We start from the raw sequence: 17,409 nt of genomic DNA on the forward strand, positions 1-17,409 counted from the left end.
TCCGCAACTGCGCCAGCCAGTGGACTAACAGTCGGCTCTACCGCTGGCTCTGACCGTTCTTGCTCGCCTTCGGCAACGCATATGCCATCACGTAATCGCCGGCCGGGGTTTCCATGAAATGGTGGCCGCCGGCCATGATCACGACGTACTGGCGGCCGTCGTATTCGTAGACCATGGGGTTGGCCTGGCCACCGGCAGGGAGCTTGGCGTGCCACAGTTCCTTGCCGGTCTTCAGGTCGATGGCGCGCAGCAGGTCGTCGGTGGCGGCGGCGATGAAGATCAGGCCGCTAGCAGTGAGCGCCGCGCCGCCGTTGTTCGGGGTGCCGATCTCGATCGGCAGGCCGGAGCGGATGCCGAACGGGCCGTTGCCGCGCGCGCTGCCGAACGGACGGTCCCAGAGCAGCTGGCCCGTGCGCAGGTCGATGGCACGGATACCCCCATACGGCGGCTGCTTGCACAGCAGTCTGGTGAACGGCAGGCGCCAGCCGGCGTTGACGTCGATGGCATACGGGGTGCCGGTCTGCGGGTCCCCTGCCCCTTCGGCGCCGCCGCGGTCGGCACGCACCTGCTCGCGTGGCACCCAGCCCTTGCGGTCCGCTTCGGCGCGCGGCACCAGCCGGTTGTAGTTGGGCATGTCGTTGTAGTTGGCCACGATCACGCCGTGGCGCGGATCCACCGCGACGCTGCCCCAGTCCGAACCGCCGTTGTAACCCGGGTATTCGATGGAATGACGGTCTGCAGTGGGCGGCGTGTAGAAGCCCTGGTAACTGGCCTTGCGGAACTGGATGCGGCAGACCAGCTGGTCAATCGGCGTGATGCCCCACATGTCGCGCTCGGTCAGGTCGGGCTTGCGCAGCGTGTGGTACAGCGAAAACCGCTGGGTCGGCGCGCGTTGTTCGGGCTCAACTCCGCCGCCGGGCACCGCGCGCTCTTCCGCCGGCGTCAGCAGTTCACCGGTGCGCCGGTCCAGCACGTACAGGTCGCCCTGTTTGGTCGGAAGCAGGATCGCCGGCACCTTGCCGGCGGCGGTCGGGTAATCGATCAGCGTGGCCTGTGAGCCGAGGTCGTAATCCCAGACATCCTTGCGCACGGCCTGGAAGTTCCACACCGGTTTGCCGGTGGCCACGTCCAGCGCCACCAGCGAGGTGGCATAGCGGTTCTGGTTCTCAGTGCGCGAACCGCTCCAGTAGTCACCCGCCGAATTGCCCATCGGCAGGTACACCAGGCCCAGCTGCTCATCGCCGGTCGCGGTGGTCCACATGTTGGGGGTGCCGCGCGTATACGTCTGGCCCTGAGGTGGCAGCCCGCTGCGGTCGGGTGCATCCATGTCCCATGCCCAGCGCAGCTTGCCGGTCTGTGCGTCGTAGGCCTGGATGACCCCGGACGGGGCATCGCGGCGCTGTCCGTCCAGCACCTGGTGGCCGGTGACGATCACCCCGCGCACGATCGCCGGCGGCGAGGTAATGGACACATAGCCCGGAGGCACCTCGCCCATGCCCAGGGTGATGTCGACCTGGCCGTTGTTGCCGAAGCCCGGACACGGCCGGCCGGTGGCGGCGTCGACGGCGATCAGGCGCCCATCCAGCGTGCCTTCGATGATGCGCGCCGCGCACAGCGCGCGGTTACCCGCGGCGAGCGGCCGGTTGCCCATGCTGGGCGGGGGTTCGGGCAGCGCCAGGTCGGCGGCGACGTCGGCCAGCACCGGATCCACCTGCGGCACGCCCGGCACTTCGTAGTAGGCCACCCCGCGACATGCGGCCGTGTAGGGAATGGATGCGTCTTTCACCTTGGGATTGAAGCGCCAGCGCTCCTTGCCGGTGGCCGCGTCCAGCGCGATGAGCTGGTTGCGCGCGGTGCACAGGTACAGGCTGTCGCCCACCTTGAGTGGGGTGGTCTCGGCGCCCCAGCGCTTCTTCGGCAGGTCGCCGGTGCGGAACTGCCAGGCCAGCTCAAGGTCGCCGACGTTGGTCGGCGTGATCTGCTGCAGCGGTGAATAGCGCGTGCCCGCGTTGCTGCGGCCCCAGGCGGTCCAGTCGCCCGGGGCGGGCTGGTCGGCCGGTTGCGGGCTGGCCTCGCGGGTCGGGGCAAGTCCGGTACCGGCGGCATCGACCGGGAATGCCTGCGCACCGGCCACCGCGCCGTGCGGGACGAAGGCCAGGGTGAATGCCACCGCGAACACCAGGCCCAGCGCCCCGGCCAGGGTGCGGGAGATGCGCCGCGGCACCGGCGTGCGCAGGGTCGGCAGCAGCAGCGCGAGCAGGAAGCCCAGCGCGGTGATCACGCCCATGCGCGGCACCCAACGCCAGTAGTCACTGCCCGATTCCCACCACGTCCACAGCAGCGTACCGACGAACACCAGGAGGTAGGCCCATGCGCCGGCGCGGCGATTACCCCACAGCAGCACGCCTGCGGCAAGCAGTCCTGCCCCGGCCAGGACGTAGTACCAGGACCCGCCCAGTTGCGCGAGCCAAGCGCCCAGGCCGCCCAGTACAAGTCCGAGGAGCAGCAGGACCAGCGCGAGCACGGTTATGAGGGGGTGGCGCGGCGGCAGCACCACGGGCGGCTCTGAGGTCGGCACAGCGGACATCGGTGTTCTCCCCGGTACGGCGGAACCCTGGATGCTGCCGGCCTCCCCTGCTGGCCGGTTTTTTTGAAGCTTATGCCTGTTCGGGTGTGAATGGGGTGGGATTTTCTTCGGGCTTCCGGATGGGCGGCCTGGGCCGGCCAACGGCCGGCGCTACCGGACATTGAGCACGCCGGCGGGCTCCAGATGCCGGAAACGAAGAACGCCGGCGTTGGCCGGCGTTCTCCGTAGTGCGTTGCGGGTGGATCAACCCTGCGGGTTTTCGTCGCCTGCGACCGGTGCCGGCGCGGCGTCGACCGGCGTTGCCGCATTCTCCACCTCGTCCTCGACATCGTCGATGGACGCATCCATCCGCTCCACCGCCTGCAGCTTCTCGTCCTTGGACAGGCGGATCAGGGTCACGCCCTGGGTGTTGCGGCCCACGCGCGAGATTTCCGAGCCGCGGGTACGCACCAGGGTGCCACCGTCGGAGATCAGCAGGACTTCGTCGCGCGAGCCCATCAGCACCGCGCTGACCAGCTTGCCGTTGCGCTCGGTGGTCTGGATGCCGATCACGCCCTGGGTGCCACGACCCTTGCGCGGGTAATCCGGCAGCGGGGTGCGCTTGCCGTAGCCGTTCTCGGTGGCGGTCAGGATGTACAGCATGCCGTCGTCGTCGCCACCTTCGATCACGGCATCGCCGTTCTCGACCGTGGTCTCTTCCACCTGCACGTCGTCTTCGCTCTCGTCCTCGCTGCCGCCGGCACGTTCGGCCACGATCAGGCTGACCACTTCCTCGCCCTTGGCCATCTTGATGCCGCGCACGCCGGTGGCGGTACGGCCCATCGAGCGGACCCGGTCCTCGCCGAAGCGCACGGTCTTGCCGTTGGAGGCGAACAGCAGGATGTCGCGGTCGCCATCGGTCAGGCCGACGCCGACCAGCGCGTCACCCTCGTCGAGGTTGATCGCGATCTTGCCGCGCGCCAGGCGGAACGCGAACTCGCTGAGCGGGGTCTTCTTGACGGTGCCGTTGCGGGTGGCGAAGAACACGAACTGGCCTTCGGCGTACTCGCGTACCGGCAGCACGGCCTGCACCCGCTCACCGGATTCCAGCGGAATCCAGTTGATGATCGGGCGCCCGCGCGCATTCGAACCGGCTTCGGGCAGCTGGTGTACCGGCAGCCAGAACACCTTGCCCGAGCTGGTGAAGGTCAGCAGGGTGTCATGGGTGTTGACCAGCCACAGCTGTTCGATGAAATCCTCTTCCTTGGTCGACGCCGCGCTGCGACCACGGCCGCCGCGACGCTGGGCACGGTAGGCACTGACCGGCTGGCGCTTGACGTAGCCGGCGTGCGACACGGTGACCACCACGTCTTCCGGCGCGATCAGGTCCAGGATGTCCAGGTCTTCTTCGCTGTGGCGGATCTCGGTGCGGCGTTCGTCGCCGAACTCGGTGCGCACGTTGACCAGCTCTTCGCGGATGACCTGCAGCAGGCGGTCCGGATCTTCCAGGATGTGGATCAACCCGGCGATGGTTTCCAGCAGCAGCTTGTACTCTTCGGTCAGGCGGTCCTGCTCCAGCCCGGTCAGGCGGTGCAGGCGCATTTCCAGGATCTGGGTGGCCTGGATCTCGGTCAGCTGGTAGCCGCCCTCGATCAGGCCCACGCCCTTGGGCAGGTCTTCCGGACGCGAGGTTTCCGCACCGGCCGCCCCCAGCATCGAACCGACCAGGCCCGGTTCCCACAGGCGCGCGAGCATGCGCTCGCGGGCTTCATTGGGATTGGGCGAGGTCTTGATCAGTTCGATCATCTCGTCGATGTTGGCCAGCGCAACGGTCAGGCCTTCCAGCACGTGGGCACGGGCGCGCGCCTTGCGCAGCTCGAACACGGTGCGGCGGGTGACCACTTCGCGGCGGTGGCGCACGAAGGCCTCGAGCATCTGCTTGAGGTTCATCAACTGCGGGCGGCCATCGACCAGCGCCACCATGTTGATGCCGAACACCGATTCCATCTGGGTCTGCTGGTAGAGGTTGTTCAACACAACTTCCGCCGACTCGCCGCGCTTGATTTCGATGTAGATGCGCATGCCGTCCTTGTCGGACTCATCGCGCAGCTCGCTGATGCCTTCGAGCTTCTTTTCCTTGACCAGCTCGGCGATCTTTTCGATCAACCGGGCCTTGTTCACCTGGTACGGGATCTCGGTGACGATGATCGATTCGCGGCCGTTGTCGGCCACTTCGATATCGGCCTTGGCGCGGATGCGCACCCGGCCACGACCGGTGCGGTAGCCGGCGACGATGCCGGCGGTACCGTTGATGATGCCGGCGGTGGGGAAATCCGGGCCCGGGATGTACTCCATCAGGCCGTCAACGTCGATCTCGGGGTTCTCGATCAGCGCGATGCAGGCGTTGATCGCCTCGGTCAGGTTGTGCGGCGGGATGTTGGTCGCCATGCCCACCGCGATACCGGCCGAACCGTTGACCAGCAGGTTCGGGAACCGGGTCGGCATGACCGTCGGCTCCAGTTCCTTTTCGTCGTAGTTGGGCTGGAAATCGACGGTTTCCTTGTCGATGTCCGCCATCAGCTCATGGGTGAGCCGCGACATGCGCGCTTCGGTGTAACGCATCGCCGCGGCGGAGTCGCCGTCGACCGAGCCGAAGTTACCCTGGCCATCGACCAGCATGTAGCGCAGCGAGAACGGCTGCGCCATGCGCACCAGGGTGTCGTACACCGACTGGTCGCCATGCGGGTGGTACTTGCCGATGACGTCACCGACGATACGCGCCGACTTGTAGTAAGGCTTGTTGCTGTGCGCGTTCAGCTCGTTCATCGCGTACAGCACGCGGCGATGCACCGGCTTGAGGCCATCGCGCGCATCCGGGAGGGCGCGCCCCACGATCACGCTCATGGCGTAATCGAGGTAGCTCTTGCGCATCTCGTCTTCCAGGTTGACCTGGATGATTTCCTTGGCGTTTTCTGCCATTCGGGTTCCGTTGTCTGGTAGCGGTCCAGTCCGTCGCGCCGGCCCTTGCGGGGCGGCGGCGTCGGAATCTCGATTAACTGACGGAGTCTACCACAACGGGGCCCTTTCCGCCGCCGTTTACGGTGTTTTTACCTGCAGGAATCAGGGACTTAGGTGCGGCTTCGGGACAATTGCGCAAGACCGCCGATGTGAGGGCCAATCGGCACCGCCTGGGGCCGACCAACGGTCGGCGCTACCGCAACCGCCGGCCGTTGGCCGTTGGCCGGCCTACGGTCAACCGAACGCAGCCTGCATGTTGGCCACGGTGGGATTCAGGATCACGCCCTTCTCGGTCACGATGGCGTCGATCAGCTCGCCCGGGGTCACATCGAATACCGGATTCCAGGCGGCAATGCCCTCGGCCACGGTGCGGGTACCGCCCACGCCATACAGCTCGCCCGGGTCGCGCTGCTCGATCTCGATCTGCGCACCGTCGGCGGTGTCCATGTCCACCGTGGACGACGGTGCCACCACCATGAACTTCACCCCGTGGTGGCGGGCGGCGATGGCCAGCTGGTAGGTGCCGATCTTGTTGGCGGTGTCGCCGTTGGCACAGATGCGGTCGGCGCCGACGATCACCCAATGCACCGCCCCGGTCTTCATCAGGTGCGAAGCGGCCGAATCGGCGATCAGCGTGGCGTCGATGCCGTCCTGCTGCAGCTCCCACACGGTCAGGCGCGCGCCCTGCAGCCACGGCCGGGTTTCGCCGGCAAACACCTTGGCGATGCGATGCTGGGCCATGCCCGCGCGGATCACCCCCAGCGCGGTCCCGAAGCCGGCAGTCGCCAGCGAGCCGGTGTTGCAGTGGGTGAGCACGCCGCTGCCCGCGTCGATCAGGCCGGCGCCGAGCGCGCCCATGTGGCGGTTGGCGGCCAGGTCTTCGTCGGCGATGGCCTGGGCCTCGTCGGTCAGCACCTGCGCCCAGTCGGCACCGCTCGGGGCCAGCGCACGGCGCATCCGGGCCAGCGCCCAGGCCAGGTTCACCGCGGTCGGGCGTGACGCGTTCAGGCGTTGCAGCGCCGGTTCCAGCTTGGCCAGCGCCTGCGCCCCATCATCGGCCTGCACCTGCTGCGCAGCCAGGACCACGCCCCAGGCCGCGGCGATGCCGATGGCCGGCGCGCCGCGCACGGTCAAGGCATGGATGGCCTCGGCCACCGCGTCGCTGTCATGGCATTCCACGTGTTCGACCACGAACGGCAGCTTGCGCTGGTCGAGCAGCTGCAGGGAATCACCGGTCCACAGGATCGGACGGATGTGGTCGTAGCGGGCGTAATCGATGTCGGGGGATGCGTTCATCCCGTCATTGTAACGGGCGCTCAATTCACATGGAATTCGGCGCGGCACCCGTTGTCCACCCATACCCCGCGGGCATCCCAGCCCCAGTCGCGGCCTTCCTCGCAGGGGCTGCCGGACAGCTGCTTGACCAGCGTGGCGCTCTTGCTGATGCCGGCCCCGCAGAACCGGCGCTGGCGCGACTTGGATTCGCAGACCAGCGGGCGCGGTACATCGAGGAAACCACTGCCGTCGGCCGCGCCCACCTCGAAGTCGCCCTGGCAGCCACGGGTAACCCACACCTCGTTGCGCTTGACGCCCCAGCTGTGCCCTTCCCGACACGGCATCGCCGACAACTGGCGCAGCAGCCGCACCGGCGCGCCCTGCAGGATCACCGGGCAGCTCTGCGGGCGGCCATTGGATTCGCAGCGCAGCACCCGGCGCACCTTGCGTTCACCACCGCTGCTGGCACCGGGAGCGCCACGGCTGCGGAATTCGGCCCGACAGCCGAGCGTGACCCACACCCCGGTGCGATCGGTGCCCCATTCCGAGCCGCGCACGCAGCTGTTGTCGGACAGTTGGCGGACCAGGTCGACGCCGTTGGCGACCGGCATGTCGCAATGCACCCATTCCATGTCGCGCGACTGGCAGCGCACCACCTGCCCGGCATAGCCGGTTTCGGCCCACGCCGACAGCGGCAGGCAGGAGGCGAACAGCACCAGCCCCAACGCCGGCAGGCGCCACATCGGGGCGGACGGCGTTGGTGCAGCAGCTTCCACCCGTTTCATCAACTCCATACACGCCGCCACTGAACGATTACGTCGCCACCATCCGACATCGGGTGTGATCAGAGCATCATCACGCAACCCGCGCAAGACACTTTCATGGAGACTTCACTACGTTCAGGCGTGGGCGAAATCGAATGCCAGCACATCGGCAATCCGGCCGGTACGGTTCATCGCCATCAACAGGCGGTCCACGCCTACCGCCACGCCTGCGCAATCCGGCAGCGCGGGCAATGCATCAAGCAGGCGCTCGTCCAGCGGCGGCAGCACGCTGCCGCGCGCCTGCCGCACCGCGTGGTCGCGCACGAAGCGGGCGCGTTGTTCGTCGGCGTCGTTGAGCTCGTGGTAGCCGTTGGCCAGCTCGACCGCGCCCAGGTACAGCTCGAAACGTTCGGCCAGCGGCGGCGTACCCGGACGCACCCGCGCCAATGCGGCCTGGCTGGCCGGCCAGTCATGCACCACCGTCATCTGGTCATCACCGAAATGCGGCTGGATGCAGTGGGTCATCAGCAGGTCCAGCCAGTCGTCGCGGGTCAGCCCGTCGGCATCGATGCGAACCTCGGCCAGCGGTGCCTGCAGCTGCTCAAGGCTGGCCTCGAACGGATCCAGCCCCACGTGCGCCTGGTACAGACTGCGATAGTCGAGCACCTGCAGTGTCGCGTCGCGTCCGACCAGCGCCAGTGCCGCGCGCACCAGCGCCACGGTTTCATCGATCAAGCGGTGATGATCCCAGCCCACCCTGTACCACTCGAGCATGGTGAACTCGGGATTGTGGCGCCCCCCCGCTTCGCCGTTGCGGAATACCCGGCCCAGCTCGTAGCAGTCGCCCACGCCCGCGGCGAGCAGCCGCTTGAGCGGGTACTCCGGCGAGGTGCGCAGCCACCGCTGGGCGCTGCCTGCATCGACGTGGCCACTGAAACGCGTGTGGAAACTGTCGATGTTGGGTTCGGTATTGCCGGCCGCCGAGAGGATCGGCGTTTCCACTTCCAGCACGTCGCGTTCGGCAAAGAAGGCGCGGATCAGCGCGTTCAACGCCGCACGCTGGCGCAGCGCGGCAATCACGCGCGTGCGTCCCGCAGGCGGCTGGCCAGCTGCAGGGTGAGCAGGCTGCGGGTGTCATCAACATAGCCGGTGGCCAGGTACAGCCGGCGCGCCAGCTCGTTGTGGTGGTTCACCTCCAGCCGCATGCGCTCCACCCCGCGCGCGTTGGCGCGCTGTTCCAGGATGGCCAGCGCCTGCTTGCCGCGGCCACGGCCGCATGCGGCATGACTCAGGTACAGCTCGTCGAGCAGCGCGAAATCACCGCCCTGCTCCAGGCTGAAGCCCATGGCCAGCGCGGCGTGGCCAACGACCTCACCGGTTTCGGACAGCCACAGCAGCACTTCGCCGTTGCGCGGGTCTTCCAGCAGTGCGGCCAGGGCGCGGCGCACGCGCGCTTCGTCGAAGTCCAGCTGGTCTTCGGCATAGAACTCGCGCATCAAGCCGACCACCAGTTCGGTGTCGGCGACGGTGGCGAGGCGGAAGTCGAGGGGGGACGTCTGCATGGAGGATTCAATCCGTTTTCAGTGGGCCGCCAGGAACGCGACCAGGCGGTCTTCGTCCCAGACATCGATGCCCAGTTCGGTGGCCTTGGTGAGTTTGGAGCCTGCCTCGGTGCCGGCGACGACGAACGAGGTCTTTTTCGAGACGCTGCCGGCGACTTTGGCGCCCAGCGCTTCCAGGCGCTCCTTGGCTTCGTCGCGGGTCATCTGGGCGAGCGTGCCGGTCAACACCACGGTCTGGCCTTCAAGCGGTCCTTCGCTTTGGCTGGTGGCCTCAGGGGCGCGCTCCAGCAGGGTGCGCCGGTATTCATCGGCCTTGAGCAGCATCGGCCCATGCCCATCGTGGTCGAGCCAGTCGGCCACGCCCAGCGCCACTTCATTGGGCAGGCCCGCGGCGACCAGCTGCACCGGTTCGGCATCCAGCACGCTGGCGGCATCGGGCAGCATGGCGGCCAGTTTCTCCGCGCGCAGGCGGGTGATCCCGGGGATTTCAGCCTCGACCAGCAGCTGCGCGAAGTCCAGCCCGTCGCGCAGCTTGGCGCTGGGCGGATGGGCGTCGCTGATGCGCACCTGCCCGACCTGCAGCAACGCGTCGATGGCCTCCTGGTTGCCCGGCTGCTCGAAGAAGTGGCCCAGCGAGCGCGCCACTTCACCGCCGATGTCCGGCACGCGCTTGAACAGCGGCCACGGCAGGTGGCGGATCAGTTCCAGGTCACCGAACCAGGTGGCCAGCGCCTTGGCCGTGCTTTCGCCCACGTGTTCGATACCCAGCGCGAACAGCAGCCGTTCCAGCGTGGTGGTGCGGCTGGCGTCGATCGCGGCGATCAGGTTGTCGGCCCACCTGGTGGCGATCTTCTTCGTGTTCCAGCTGAAGGTCGCTTCCAGGGCAAGGGCACGGGCGCGCCAGCTGTCGTCGGTGGCATCCAGCGCCAACACCTCGCGCAGGTACTGGCCACTGCCTTCGGGCGGCAGGTGCAGGCCGATCTGGTTGGCCAATGCCTGCGGCGATTCGGCATCCAGCACCAGCTTCAGCTGCAGCAGCTGGTCGCGGGTGATCCGGTACAGGTCGGCCACGCCCCGCACGATGCCGGCATCGACCAGGGTTTCAACGTACTTGCCACCCAGCCCGTCGATATCCATCGCGCGGCGCGAGGCGAAGTGCGCGATGGCTTCCTTGCGCTGCGCCGGGCAGCTCAGCTCGCCCGAGCAGCGCCAGGCGGCCGCGCCCTCCTCGCGCACGATCTCCGAGCCGCATACCGGGCACTGGGTCGGCATGCGCCACGGCGAGGTACCCGCCGGGCGGCGGTCGGCGATGACGCTGACCACTTCGGGAATCACATCGCCGGCGCGGCGTACGATCACCGTATCGCCCACGCGCACGTCCAGCCGCTCGATCTGGTCGGCGTTGTGCAGGGTGGCGTTGGAGACGATCACCCCGGCCACGGCAACCGGGTGCAGGCGCGCCACCGGGGTGGCCGCGCCGGTACGGCCGATCTGGATTTCGATCGCCTCCACCGTGGTGGTCTGCTCCTGCGCCGGGAACTTGTGCGCGATGGCCCAGCGCGGAGCGCGCGACACAAAGCCCATCTGTTCCTGCCCGGCACGGTCGTCGAGCTTGTAGACCACGCCGTCGATATCGAAGGCCAGGCCGTCGCGGCGTTCGCCGATGTCACGGTAATAGGCCAGCAGGCCCTCGCCGCCCTCCACTACCTGGCACAGCTCGCTGACCGGGAAACCCCACTCCTTGAGCTGGGCCAGCGTGGCCGAATGGGTCGGCGGCAGTTCACCGCCCCGCACTTCGCCGATGCCGTAGGCATAGAAGCTCAGCTTGCGCCGCGCGCTCATCTTCGGATCGAGCTGGCGCAGCGAGCCGGCGGCGGCGTTGCGCGGGTTGGCCAGCACCTTGCCTTCGTGCAGGCGCGCATCGGCGTTGTAGGCCTCGAAATCGGCGCGGGCCATGTACACCTCGCCGCGCACTTCCAGCACCTGCGGCCAGCCACTGCCCTGCAGCGTGTGCGGGATCACCTTGATCTGGCGCAGGTTGGCGCTGACGTCCTCGCCCGTGGTGCCGTCGCCGCGGGTGGCGCCCTGCACGATGCGGCCGTCTTCGTAGCGCAGGCTGATGGCCAGGCCATCGAGCTTGGGTTCGGCCGAGAAGCGCACGGTATCGCGGCGCAGGCGCTCACTGATGCGGCGCACGAAATCCTGCACTTCCTCATCGCTGAAGGCGTTGCCCAGCGACAGCATCGGCACTGCATGGCGCACCTCGGCAAAGCGCGAGGCCGCCTTGCCACCGACCCGCTGCGTGGGCGAATCGGCATTGACCAGCTCCGGGTGGGCCTGTTCCAGCGCTTCGAGTTCGCGCACCAGGCGGTCGTACTCGGCGTCGGGAATCAGCTGCTCATCGCGGTCGTAGTAAGCCTTGCCGGCCTCGTCGATCTGGCGGCGCAGGATCTCGGCACGTTGGGCGGGACTGGGACTCATGCGACAGGCATCCTGGTAGGGCTGTGAATTCTAGGCGCTGCCGTAAACAACGACCACCCGCGCGGTCCGCGTCGGATTCCGACGCACTACCGCCGAAGTGGCTTGCCGGCCCCGCCGCGTGGCGCTAGCGTGCCGGAATTGTCCCGCCTTGGGTGTTCCCGCCATGTCATCGACCGTCACGTCCCGCCGTTCCTTCCTGCAGCTGGCCGGTACCGGCCTGGCCCTGTCCGGTATCGGCCTGGGTCCTGCGGTTTCCAGCGTCGCCCTGCCCGCCCGCGCTGCAGGTACCGGCCCGGTGCTGCTCAACTTCAATGAAAGCCCGTACGGTCCGTCGCCTGCCGCGCAGGCCGCCGCGCGCGCGATCGTGGCCGACAGCGGGCGCTACCTGTTCGCCCTGGCGGGCGAGCTGCGCGATGCGTTCGCGCAGCAGGAAGGCCTGGCTGCCGATCGCGTGCGGCTGTTTCCCGGCTCCAGCGAACCGTTGAACCGCGCCGCCGTGGTCTGGACCTCGCCCAGCGCCGGGCTGGTAGTGGCCGACCCGACCTTCGAAAGCCTGGGGGACCTGGCCGCCGCGCGCGGTGCCACGGTGGTGAAGGTGCCGCTGCGGCCCGATGGTGCGCACGATGTGCGGGCGATGGTGGATGCGGCCAGGCAGGTCAACGCCGGGTTGCTGTACCTGTGCAATCCCAACAATCCCACCGGCTCGATCACGCCCGCCGACGACATTGCCTGGTTGCTGGCGAACAAGCCGGTGCAGACGCGCCTGCTGGTGGACGAGGCCTACCTGCAGTTCAGCGCGCAGCGCTCGGTGATCGCGCAGGTGATGCAGCGCGATGACGTGATCGTGCTGCGCACGTTCTCCAAGTTGTACGGCATGGCCGGGTTGCGCCTGGGCGTGGCCGCCGCGCATCCGGACCGGTTGCGCGAACTGGCCAGCCTGGGCGACAACCCGCTGCCGGTGACGGCGTTGGCGGCAGGGCTGGCGAGCCTGCGTGAGCCTGGGCTGGTGGAACAGCGGCGCGAGCAGAACACACGGGTGCGGCAGGCCACCGTGGAATGGCTGCAGAAGCGCGGTTTCCGCTGCCTGCCGACAGAGGCCAACTGCTTCATGGTCGATGTGCAGCGCGATGGCGCGGCATTCACCAGGGCGATGGCCGAACGTGGCGTGGTGATCGGCCGCAGCTGGCCGATCTGGCCGCAGGTTGTCCGCGTGAGCGTGGGCACCGAAGCGGAGATGGCCGCGTTCCGCGACGCATTCTCAGCGGTAGTTGGATTGAAAGGTTGACGGTTACCAGCGCGGGGCTTTGGTCAGTGGCGGCGCCTGGTGCTGCCGGTCGTAGGCACGCAGCTCGTCACGGATGTGCGCGATGCGCTGGCGGCCGAGGCTGGCCTTGCTGTCGTCAAGCACGACCGCATCGAGCAGCTCGGCCATGCGCTCCACCGTCGGCAGCATCTTTTCCCAGGCATCCAGTGCGGTCATCGGCGCCGGCAGGGTCAGGAAGAAGGCAATGGCCGGGGTCTCCATCTCGCGGATGGTGGCCATGTCGAAACTGCCCGGCTTCATGATGCTGGCCATGGAGAAGATCGGGCCGCGCTCGGGGTGGCCTTCCACCAGCCGGTGGAACACGTTCATGTGACCGAACACCAGGCCGGTCTTTTCGGCGGCCACCACGATGTCTTCGCCGCGCAGCATCTCGCCGGCGCGCGCGGCCACGAACAAGGACACGATCTTGTCGAAATCCTGGCTGGCGCGCTTGCCCAGGTCGCTGGCGGGGCTGGCATCCACCTCGGGCAGGCCCAGTTCGGCCTGGGTTACGCCGTTCTCATCAGTGAAGCCGGCGCCGGCGGCACCCGCTTCCTGTTCGCCCAGCAGCGGTTCACGGCGCTGGCCTGCAGCACCGTCGGCACCTTCCACGCGGCGGCCCTGCGATTTTTTACGCGGCCGGCCAAACAGGAAGATCGCAGCAATCAGCAGCAGGCCGGCGGCCAGGATGCCGATGCGGAGCATTGCCATGTCGGACATTCGAGGGGTCTCCGGCTAAATACGTTCAGGTAAGCATGGCACGTCAGGCCGCGCCCGCCAATCGTGCCGCCTCTTCCAGGTCCACGCTGACCAGGCGGCTGACGCCCGGCTCGCGCATGGTCACGCCCGAGAGCTGGTGCGCTGCCTCCATCGTGGCCTTGTTGTGGCTCACGAAGAGGAACTGCACCTTCTCGCTCATTTCCTTGACCATGTTGGCCAGGCGGCCCACGTTGGCTTCATCCAATGGCGCGTCCACTTCGTCCAGCAGGCAGAACGGCGCGGGGTTGAGCTGGAAGATCGCAAATACCAGCGCCACCGCAGTCATCGCCTTCTCGCCGCCGGACAGCAGCGAGATGCTGGACACCCGCTTTCCAGGCGGGCGCGCCATGATGGTCACACCCGTGTCGAGAAGGTCTTCACCGGTCAGTTCCAGGTACGCGTGGCCGCCACCAAACAGGCGCGGATACAGCTGCTGGACCCCGGCGTTGACGCGGTCGAAGGTGTCCTTGAAGCGACCGCGGGTCTCGCGGTCGATCTTGCGGATGGCGTCTTCCAGGGTTTCCAGCGCGGTGGTCAGGTCGGTGTTCTGCGCATCCAGGTACTCCGAACGCTGCGAGGCCTCGCCGTACTCCTGGATGGCGGCCAGGTTGACCGGCTCGAGCCGGCGCATGCGGCCATCGATCTGGTGCACGGTCTGTTCCCAGTCGCTGATGCGGGCATCTTCGGGCAGGGTGTTGATCACATCCTGCAGCACGAACCCGGCCTTCTCGACCGAAGCGGTGAGCTGTTCCGCGCTGAGCACCAGCGCCTGCTGGTCGAGCTTGCGCTGGGAAATGCGCTCGCGCTGCGCCAGGGCCTGTTCGTCGCGCTGGTGGCGGGTCTGTTCGAAGGTGCGCAGTTCGGCGTCGATGCCTTCCAGCAGCGTGCGCGCTTCGCCCAGCACGCGGTCGGCACGCACGCGCTCGCCAAGGGCGTTCTGGTGTTCGGCTTCCAGGGTCAGCACCGGCGAATCGCCGTCGTCGAGCTGGGAATGCAGTTCGCCCAGGCGCGAGTCAAGCTGGCCACGCTGGGTGCTCATGCGCTCCAGCGCCTGGCTCAGCGAGGCTACCTGGGTGCGCTGCGATTCAAGGGTCAGGGCCAGCGAATGCGCACTCTCGCGCACGCTGCGCGCGGCTTCGCGGGCGCGGTCGCGGGCTTCGCCGAGCTGGCGGCGCTCGCTTTCCAGCGCATGGCGGACCGATTCCAGGTCGCCCATGCTGTTGACCGCCTCATCCAGGCGCGCACGCGCTTCGCGCACCTGTTCGCGGCTGGCGTCCAACGTCTCCAGCAGCTGCGAGAGCTCGCCTTCGATGCGGTCGATGCGGTTACGCGCGGCGTCGACCTTGCCCTGCTGGCTCTGCAGCTGGCCACCCAGTTCGGACACGCTGCGGTGGGCAACGTAGAGCTGGCGCTGGGCGTCTTCGCGCTGTTGTTCGCCGGCCAGCAGCTGGTCACGGAATTCGGCCAAGCGGTTCTCCAGCTCGGCTTCGCGTTCCTGCAGGGTATCGATCTGTTCGCGCAGGCTGACGATCTCGCGTTCGCGCAGCAGCGCGCCCTGCTTGGCCGCGCCCGAGCGCGACACGCGCACCCAGCCTTCGCCCAGGCGTTCGCCGCCCCGGGTGATCACCGAATCGCCCTCGCCCAGCGAGGCCTGCAGCGCACGCGCCTGTTCCAGGTCTTCGGCGGCATGCAGGCGGGCCAGCAGGCGGCGGATGGCGGTGGGGCCCTCCACCTTGGCCGCCAGCGAGGTCGGGGCGACCTGCAGCGGGCTCTGGTCGGCGGAGACCAGCGCGATGCGCCCGTCACCCAGCTCGGCCAGTGCGCCCACCAGCTGTTCCGGTGCATCGACCAGCACGCCTTCGATCAGCTGCCCCAGCGCGCTTTCCACGGCGTTTTCCCAGCCGCTCTCCACCGTGAGGCGTTCGCCGACGCGCGCGCCCGAATCCAGCCCGTGCTGCTTGAGCCACGCCACCGCCGCGCCCTGCTCCTGGCCGAGCGCGGCCTGCTGCAGGGTTTCCAGCGAGGACAGCCGGCCACGCGCGGCCTGGGCCTGCTTGCGGATCTCGGCGAGTTCGGTCTGCCCGGTGCGCTGGCGCTCCTGCAGGCCGGCCACGGCTTCCTTGCGGGCTTCCACCTGCTCGGTGAGGCCGTCCAGCGAGGCTTTCTGGGTTTCGTGCTGCAGCTGCAGCGCTTCGAACACTTCGGCCAGCGCGTCCAGGTCCAGCCCGGTGCGCTCGCCAGTGAGGGCTTCGCGGCGGCGATCGGCTTCGAGCACCTGGCGGTCAAGGTAGTCGACGCGGGTGCGCTCGACTTCACCGGCGCGCGAGGCTTCGGAGGTCGTGCGGGTATGTGCTTCCCAGCGCGCCTGCCAGTCGGCCAGTCTGGCCTCGGCGTCGCGCAGGGCTTCCTGCTTGATCTCGTTTTCTTCCTGCAGCTGTTCCAGCTGCGGCTCGGCCAGCTCCACCGCTTCGCGCAGAACCATCAGCCGGGCTTCGTCGCCGCTGATGTGCTGGCCCAGTTCGGCCAGCGCCTGCTGGGTTTCGTCGCGGGCCTTGTGCAGGCGCTGGGACATTTCGCGCTGGTGCTGGATCTGCTGTTCCAGCCGGGCCAGGGTGCTGCCCACCTGGTAGACCTCGGCCTGGGCGGTGCTCAGGGCATCGGCGGCTTCTTCGCGGCGCACGCGGCTGGTTTCGATGCGGGCTTCGGCGTCGCGCTGTTCGGCGATGAACTGCTGCAGCCGGGTTTCTTCCTGGGACAGCGCTTCGCGCAGGCCGCTGAGGCGGGTATCGAGGTTGCGGAACTCGAGCGCCTTCCACTCGGCATCCTTGACCCGGCGCTCTTCCTGCAGGCCCTGGTACTGCTCGGCCTGGCGGGCCTGGCGCTTGAGGTGTTCGAGCTGCTTGCCGATTTCCTCGCGCAGGTCGCCCAGGCGGTCGAGGTTCTCGCGGGTGTGGCGGATGCGGGTCTCGGTTTCCTTGCGGCGCTCCTTGTACTTGGAGATGCCGGCGGCTTCTTCCAGGTAAACGCGCAGGTCTTCGGGGCGGGCTTCGATGATCTGGCTGATCATGCCCTGTTCGATGATGGAGTAACTGCGCGGGCCCAGGCCGGTCCCGAGGAACAGGTCGGTGATGTCGCGGCGGCGGCACTTGGTGCCGTTGAGGTAATAGTTGCTGCTGCCATCGCGGCTGACGGTGCGCTTGACCGAGATTTCGTTGAACGAGGCGTACTCGCCACTGATGGTGTGGTCGGTATTGTCGAAGATCAGTTCGACAGTCGCCTGCGACACAGGCTTGCGCGCGGACGAGCCGGAGAAGATCACGTCGGTAAGCGAATCGCCACGAAGGCGGCTGGCCGAGCTCTCGCCCATGACCCAGCGCACCGCATCGATGATGTTGGACTTGCCACAACCATTGGGCCCGACCACGCCGGTCATGTTGGTGGGCAGATGCAGGGTGGTCGGGTCTACGAAGGACTTGAAGCCGGACAACTTGATCGTGGACAGACGCATGGCGTGGTTGGCTTTAGGACAGTCGCGATGGGCCGAGTATAACGGCGCGGGTGTTTTGCGGGCGGTTAGGGGCGAGCGGGCAGTTTCCGAGGCCGACCAACGGTCGGCGCTACCGGGTGTCAGCCGCCCGGAAACAAAAACGGGCACCCTCGCGGGCGCCCGTTTCAGCGATT

The 17,409-nt window shown here is 67.9% G+C and carries 10 protein-coding genes; 1 reads left to right on the plus strand and 9 read right to left on the minus strand.

All coding sequences use genetic code 11. The annotated features are described in order from the left end of the window. Positions 1–37 precede the first annotated feature (37 nt). The 7 genes from KVS69_RS06660 to ligA all read right to left on the minus strand — a co-directional run bounded on the left by KVS69_RS06660 (position 38) and on the right by ligA (position 11,666). A complete protein-coding gene (locus KVS69_RS06660) occupies positions 38–2,587 on the minus strand; it encodes a membrane-bound PQQ-dependent dehydrogenase, glucose/quinate/shikimate family (protein WP_217537551.1) in 2,550 nt (849 codons plus the stop codon). A 243-nt stretch (positions 2,588–2,830) separates the two neighbouring features. Beyond that, entirely contained in the window at positions 2,831–5,545 is a 2,715-nt protein-coding gene (gene gyrA, locus KVS69_RS06665) for a DNA gyrase subunit A (protein WP_217537552.1), read from the minus strand. A 273-nt stretch (positions 5,546–5,818) separates the two neighbouring features. Next, the gene (gene mtnA, locus KVS69_RS06670; RefSeq protein ID WP_217537553.1) at positions 5,819–6,880 is read right to left on the minus strand and encodes an S-methyl-5-thioribose-1-phosphate isomerase; all 1,062 of its coding nucleotides are present in this window, start codon (positions 6,878–6,880) and stop codon (positions 5,819–5,821) included. Positions 6,881–6,900: 20 nt separating this feature from the next. Continuing rightward, positions 6,901–7,602: a DUF3011 domain-containing protein gene (locus KVS69_RS06675; protein ID WP_184127086.1), complete on the minus strand. Its 702-nt coding sequence runs from the start codon at positions 7,600–7,602 to the stop codon at positions 6,901–6,903. A 156-nt stretch (positions 7,603–7,758) separates the two neighbouring features. Beyond that, complete coding sequence (gene epmA / locus KVS69_RS06680) at positions 7,759–8,703, minus strand: EF-P lysine aminoacylase EpmA (RefSeq protein WP_217537554.1); 945 nt, start codon at positions 8,701–8,703, stop codon at positions 7,759–7,761. Then, positions 8,700–9,185: a GNAT family N-acetyltransferase gene (locus KVS69_RS06685; protein ID WP_217537555.1), complete on the minus strand. Its 486-nt coding sequence runs from the start codon at positions 9,183–9,185 to the stop codon at positions 8,700–8,702. Before KVS69_RS06685 ends, epmA begins: the two co-directional genes overlap by 4 nt. A gap of 18 nt (positions 9,186–9,203) precedes the next feature. Then, positions 9,204–11,666 carry an NAD-dependent DNA ligase LigA gene (ligA, locus tag KVS69_RS06690; protein ID WP_217537556.1) on the minus strand — a complete coding sequence of 821 codons (2,463 nt, stop codon included), beginning with the start codon at positions 11,664–11,666 and terminating at the stop codon, positions 9,204–9,206. 163 nt (positions 11,667–11,829) lie between these two features. Between ligA and KVS69_RS06695 the strand changes: the two genes are divergently transcribed. After that, positions 11,830–12,951, plus strand: coding sequence for a pyridoxal phosphate-dependent aminotransferase (locus KVS69_RS06695; RefSeq protein WP_217537557.1), 1,122 nt, complete (start codon positions 11,830–11,832; stop codon positions 12,949–12,951). Positions 12,952–12,954: 3 nt separating this feature from the next. Here KVS69_RS06695 and zipA read toward each other — a convergent pair whose 3' ends face one another. Together zipA and smc are read right to left on the minus strand one after the other, a co-directional pair. Then, complete coding sequence (gene zipA, locus KVS69_RS06700) at positions 12,955–13,689, minus strand: cell division protein ZipA (RefSeq protein WP_068852868.1); 735 nt, start codon at positions 13,687–13,689, stop codon at positions 12,955–12,957. 43 nt (positions 13,690–13,732) lie between these two features. Beyond that, entirely contained in the window at positions 13,733–17,236 is a 3,504-nt protein-coding gene (gene smc / locus KVS69_RS06705) for a chromosome segregation protein SMC (RefSeq protein ID WP_217537558.1), read from the minus strand. Positions 17,237–17,409: the final 173 nt, after the last annotated feature.

The sequence above is a fragment of the Stenotrophomonas sp. GbtcB23 genome (assembly GCF_019091045.1).
Classification (GTDB): Bacteria; Pseudomonadota; Gammaproteobacteria; order Xanthomonadales; family Xanthomonadaceae; genus Stenotrophomonas; species Stenotrophomonas rhizophila_A.

Bases quoted from the DNA above. Each gene is read 5' to 3' on its own strand.
- KVS69_RS06660 (WP_217537551.1), bottom strand. From the start codon at position 2,587: ATGTCCGCTGTGCCGACCTCAGAGCCGCCCGTGGTGCTGCCGCCGCGC.
- gyrA (WP_217537552.1), bottom strand. From the start codon at position 5,545: ATGGCAGAAAACGCCAAGGAAATCATCCAGGTCAACCTGGAAGACGAG.
- mtnA (WP_217537553.1), bottom strand. From the start codon at position 6,880: ATGAACGCATCCCCCGACATCGATTACGCCCGCTACGACCACATCCGT.
- KVS69_RS06675 (WP_184127086.1), bottom strand. From the start codon at position 7,602: ATGTGGCGCCTGCCGGCGTTGGGGCTGGTGCTGTTCGCCTCCTGCCTG.
- KVS69_RS06685 (WP_217537555.1), bottom strand. From the start codon at position 9,185: ATGCAGACGTCCCCCCTCGACTTCCGCCTCGCCACCGTCGCCGACACC.
- ligA (WP_217537556.1), bottom strand. From the start codon at position 11,666: ATGAGTCCCAGTCCCGCCCAACGTGCCGAGATCCTGCGCCGCCAGATC.
- KVS69_RS06695 (WP_217537557.1), top strand. From the start codon at position 11,830: ATGTCATCGACCGTCACGTCCCGCCGTTCCTTCCTGCAGCTGGCCGGT.
- zipA (WP_068852868.1), bottom strand. From the start codon at position 13,689: ATGTCCGACATGGCAATGCTCCGCATCGGCATCCTGGCCGCCGGCCTG.
- smc (WP_217537558.1), bottom strand. From the start codon at position 17,236: ATGCGTCTGTCCACGATCAAGTTGTCCGGCTTCAAGTCCTTCGTAGAC.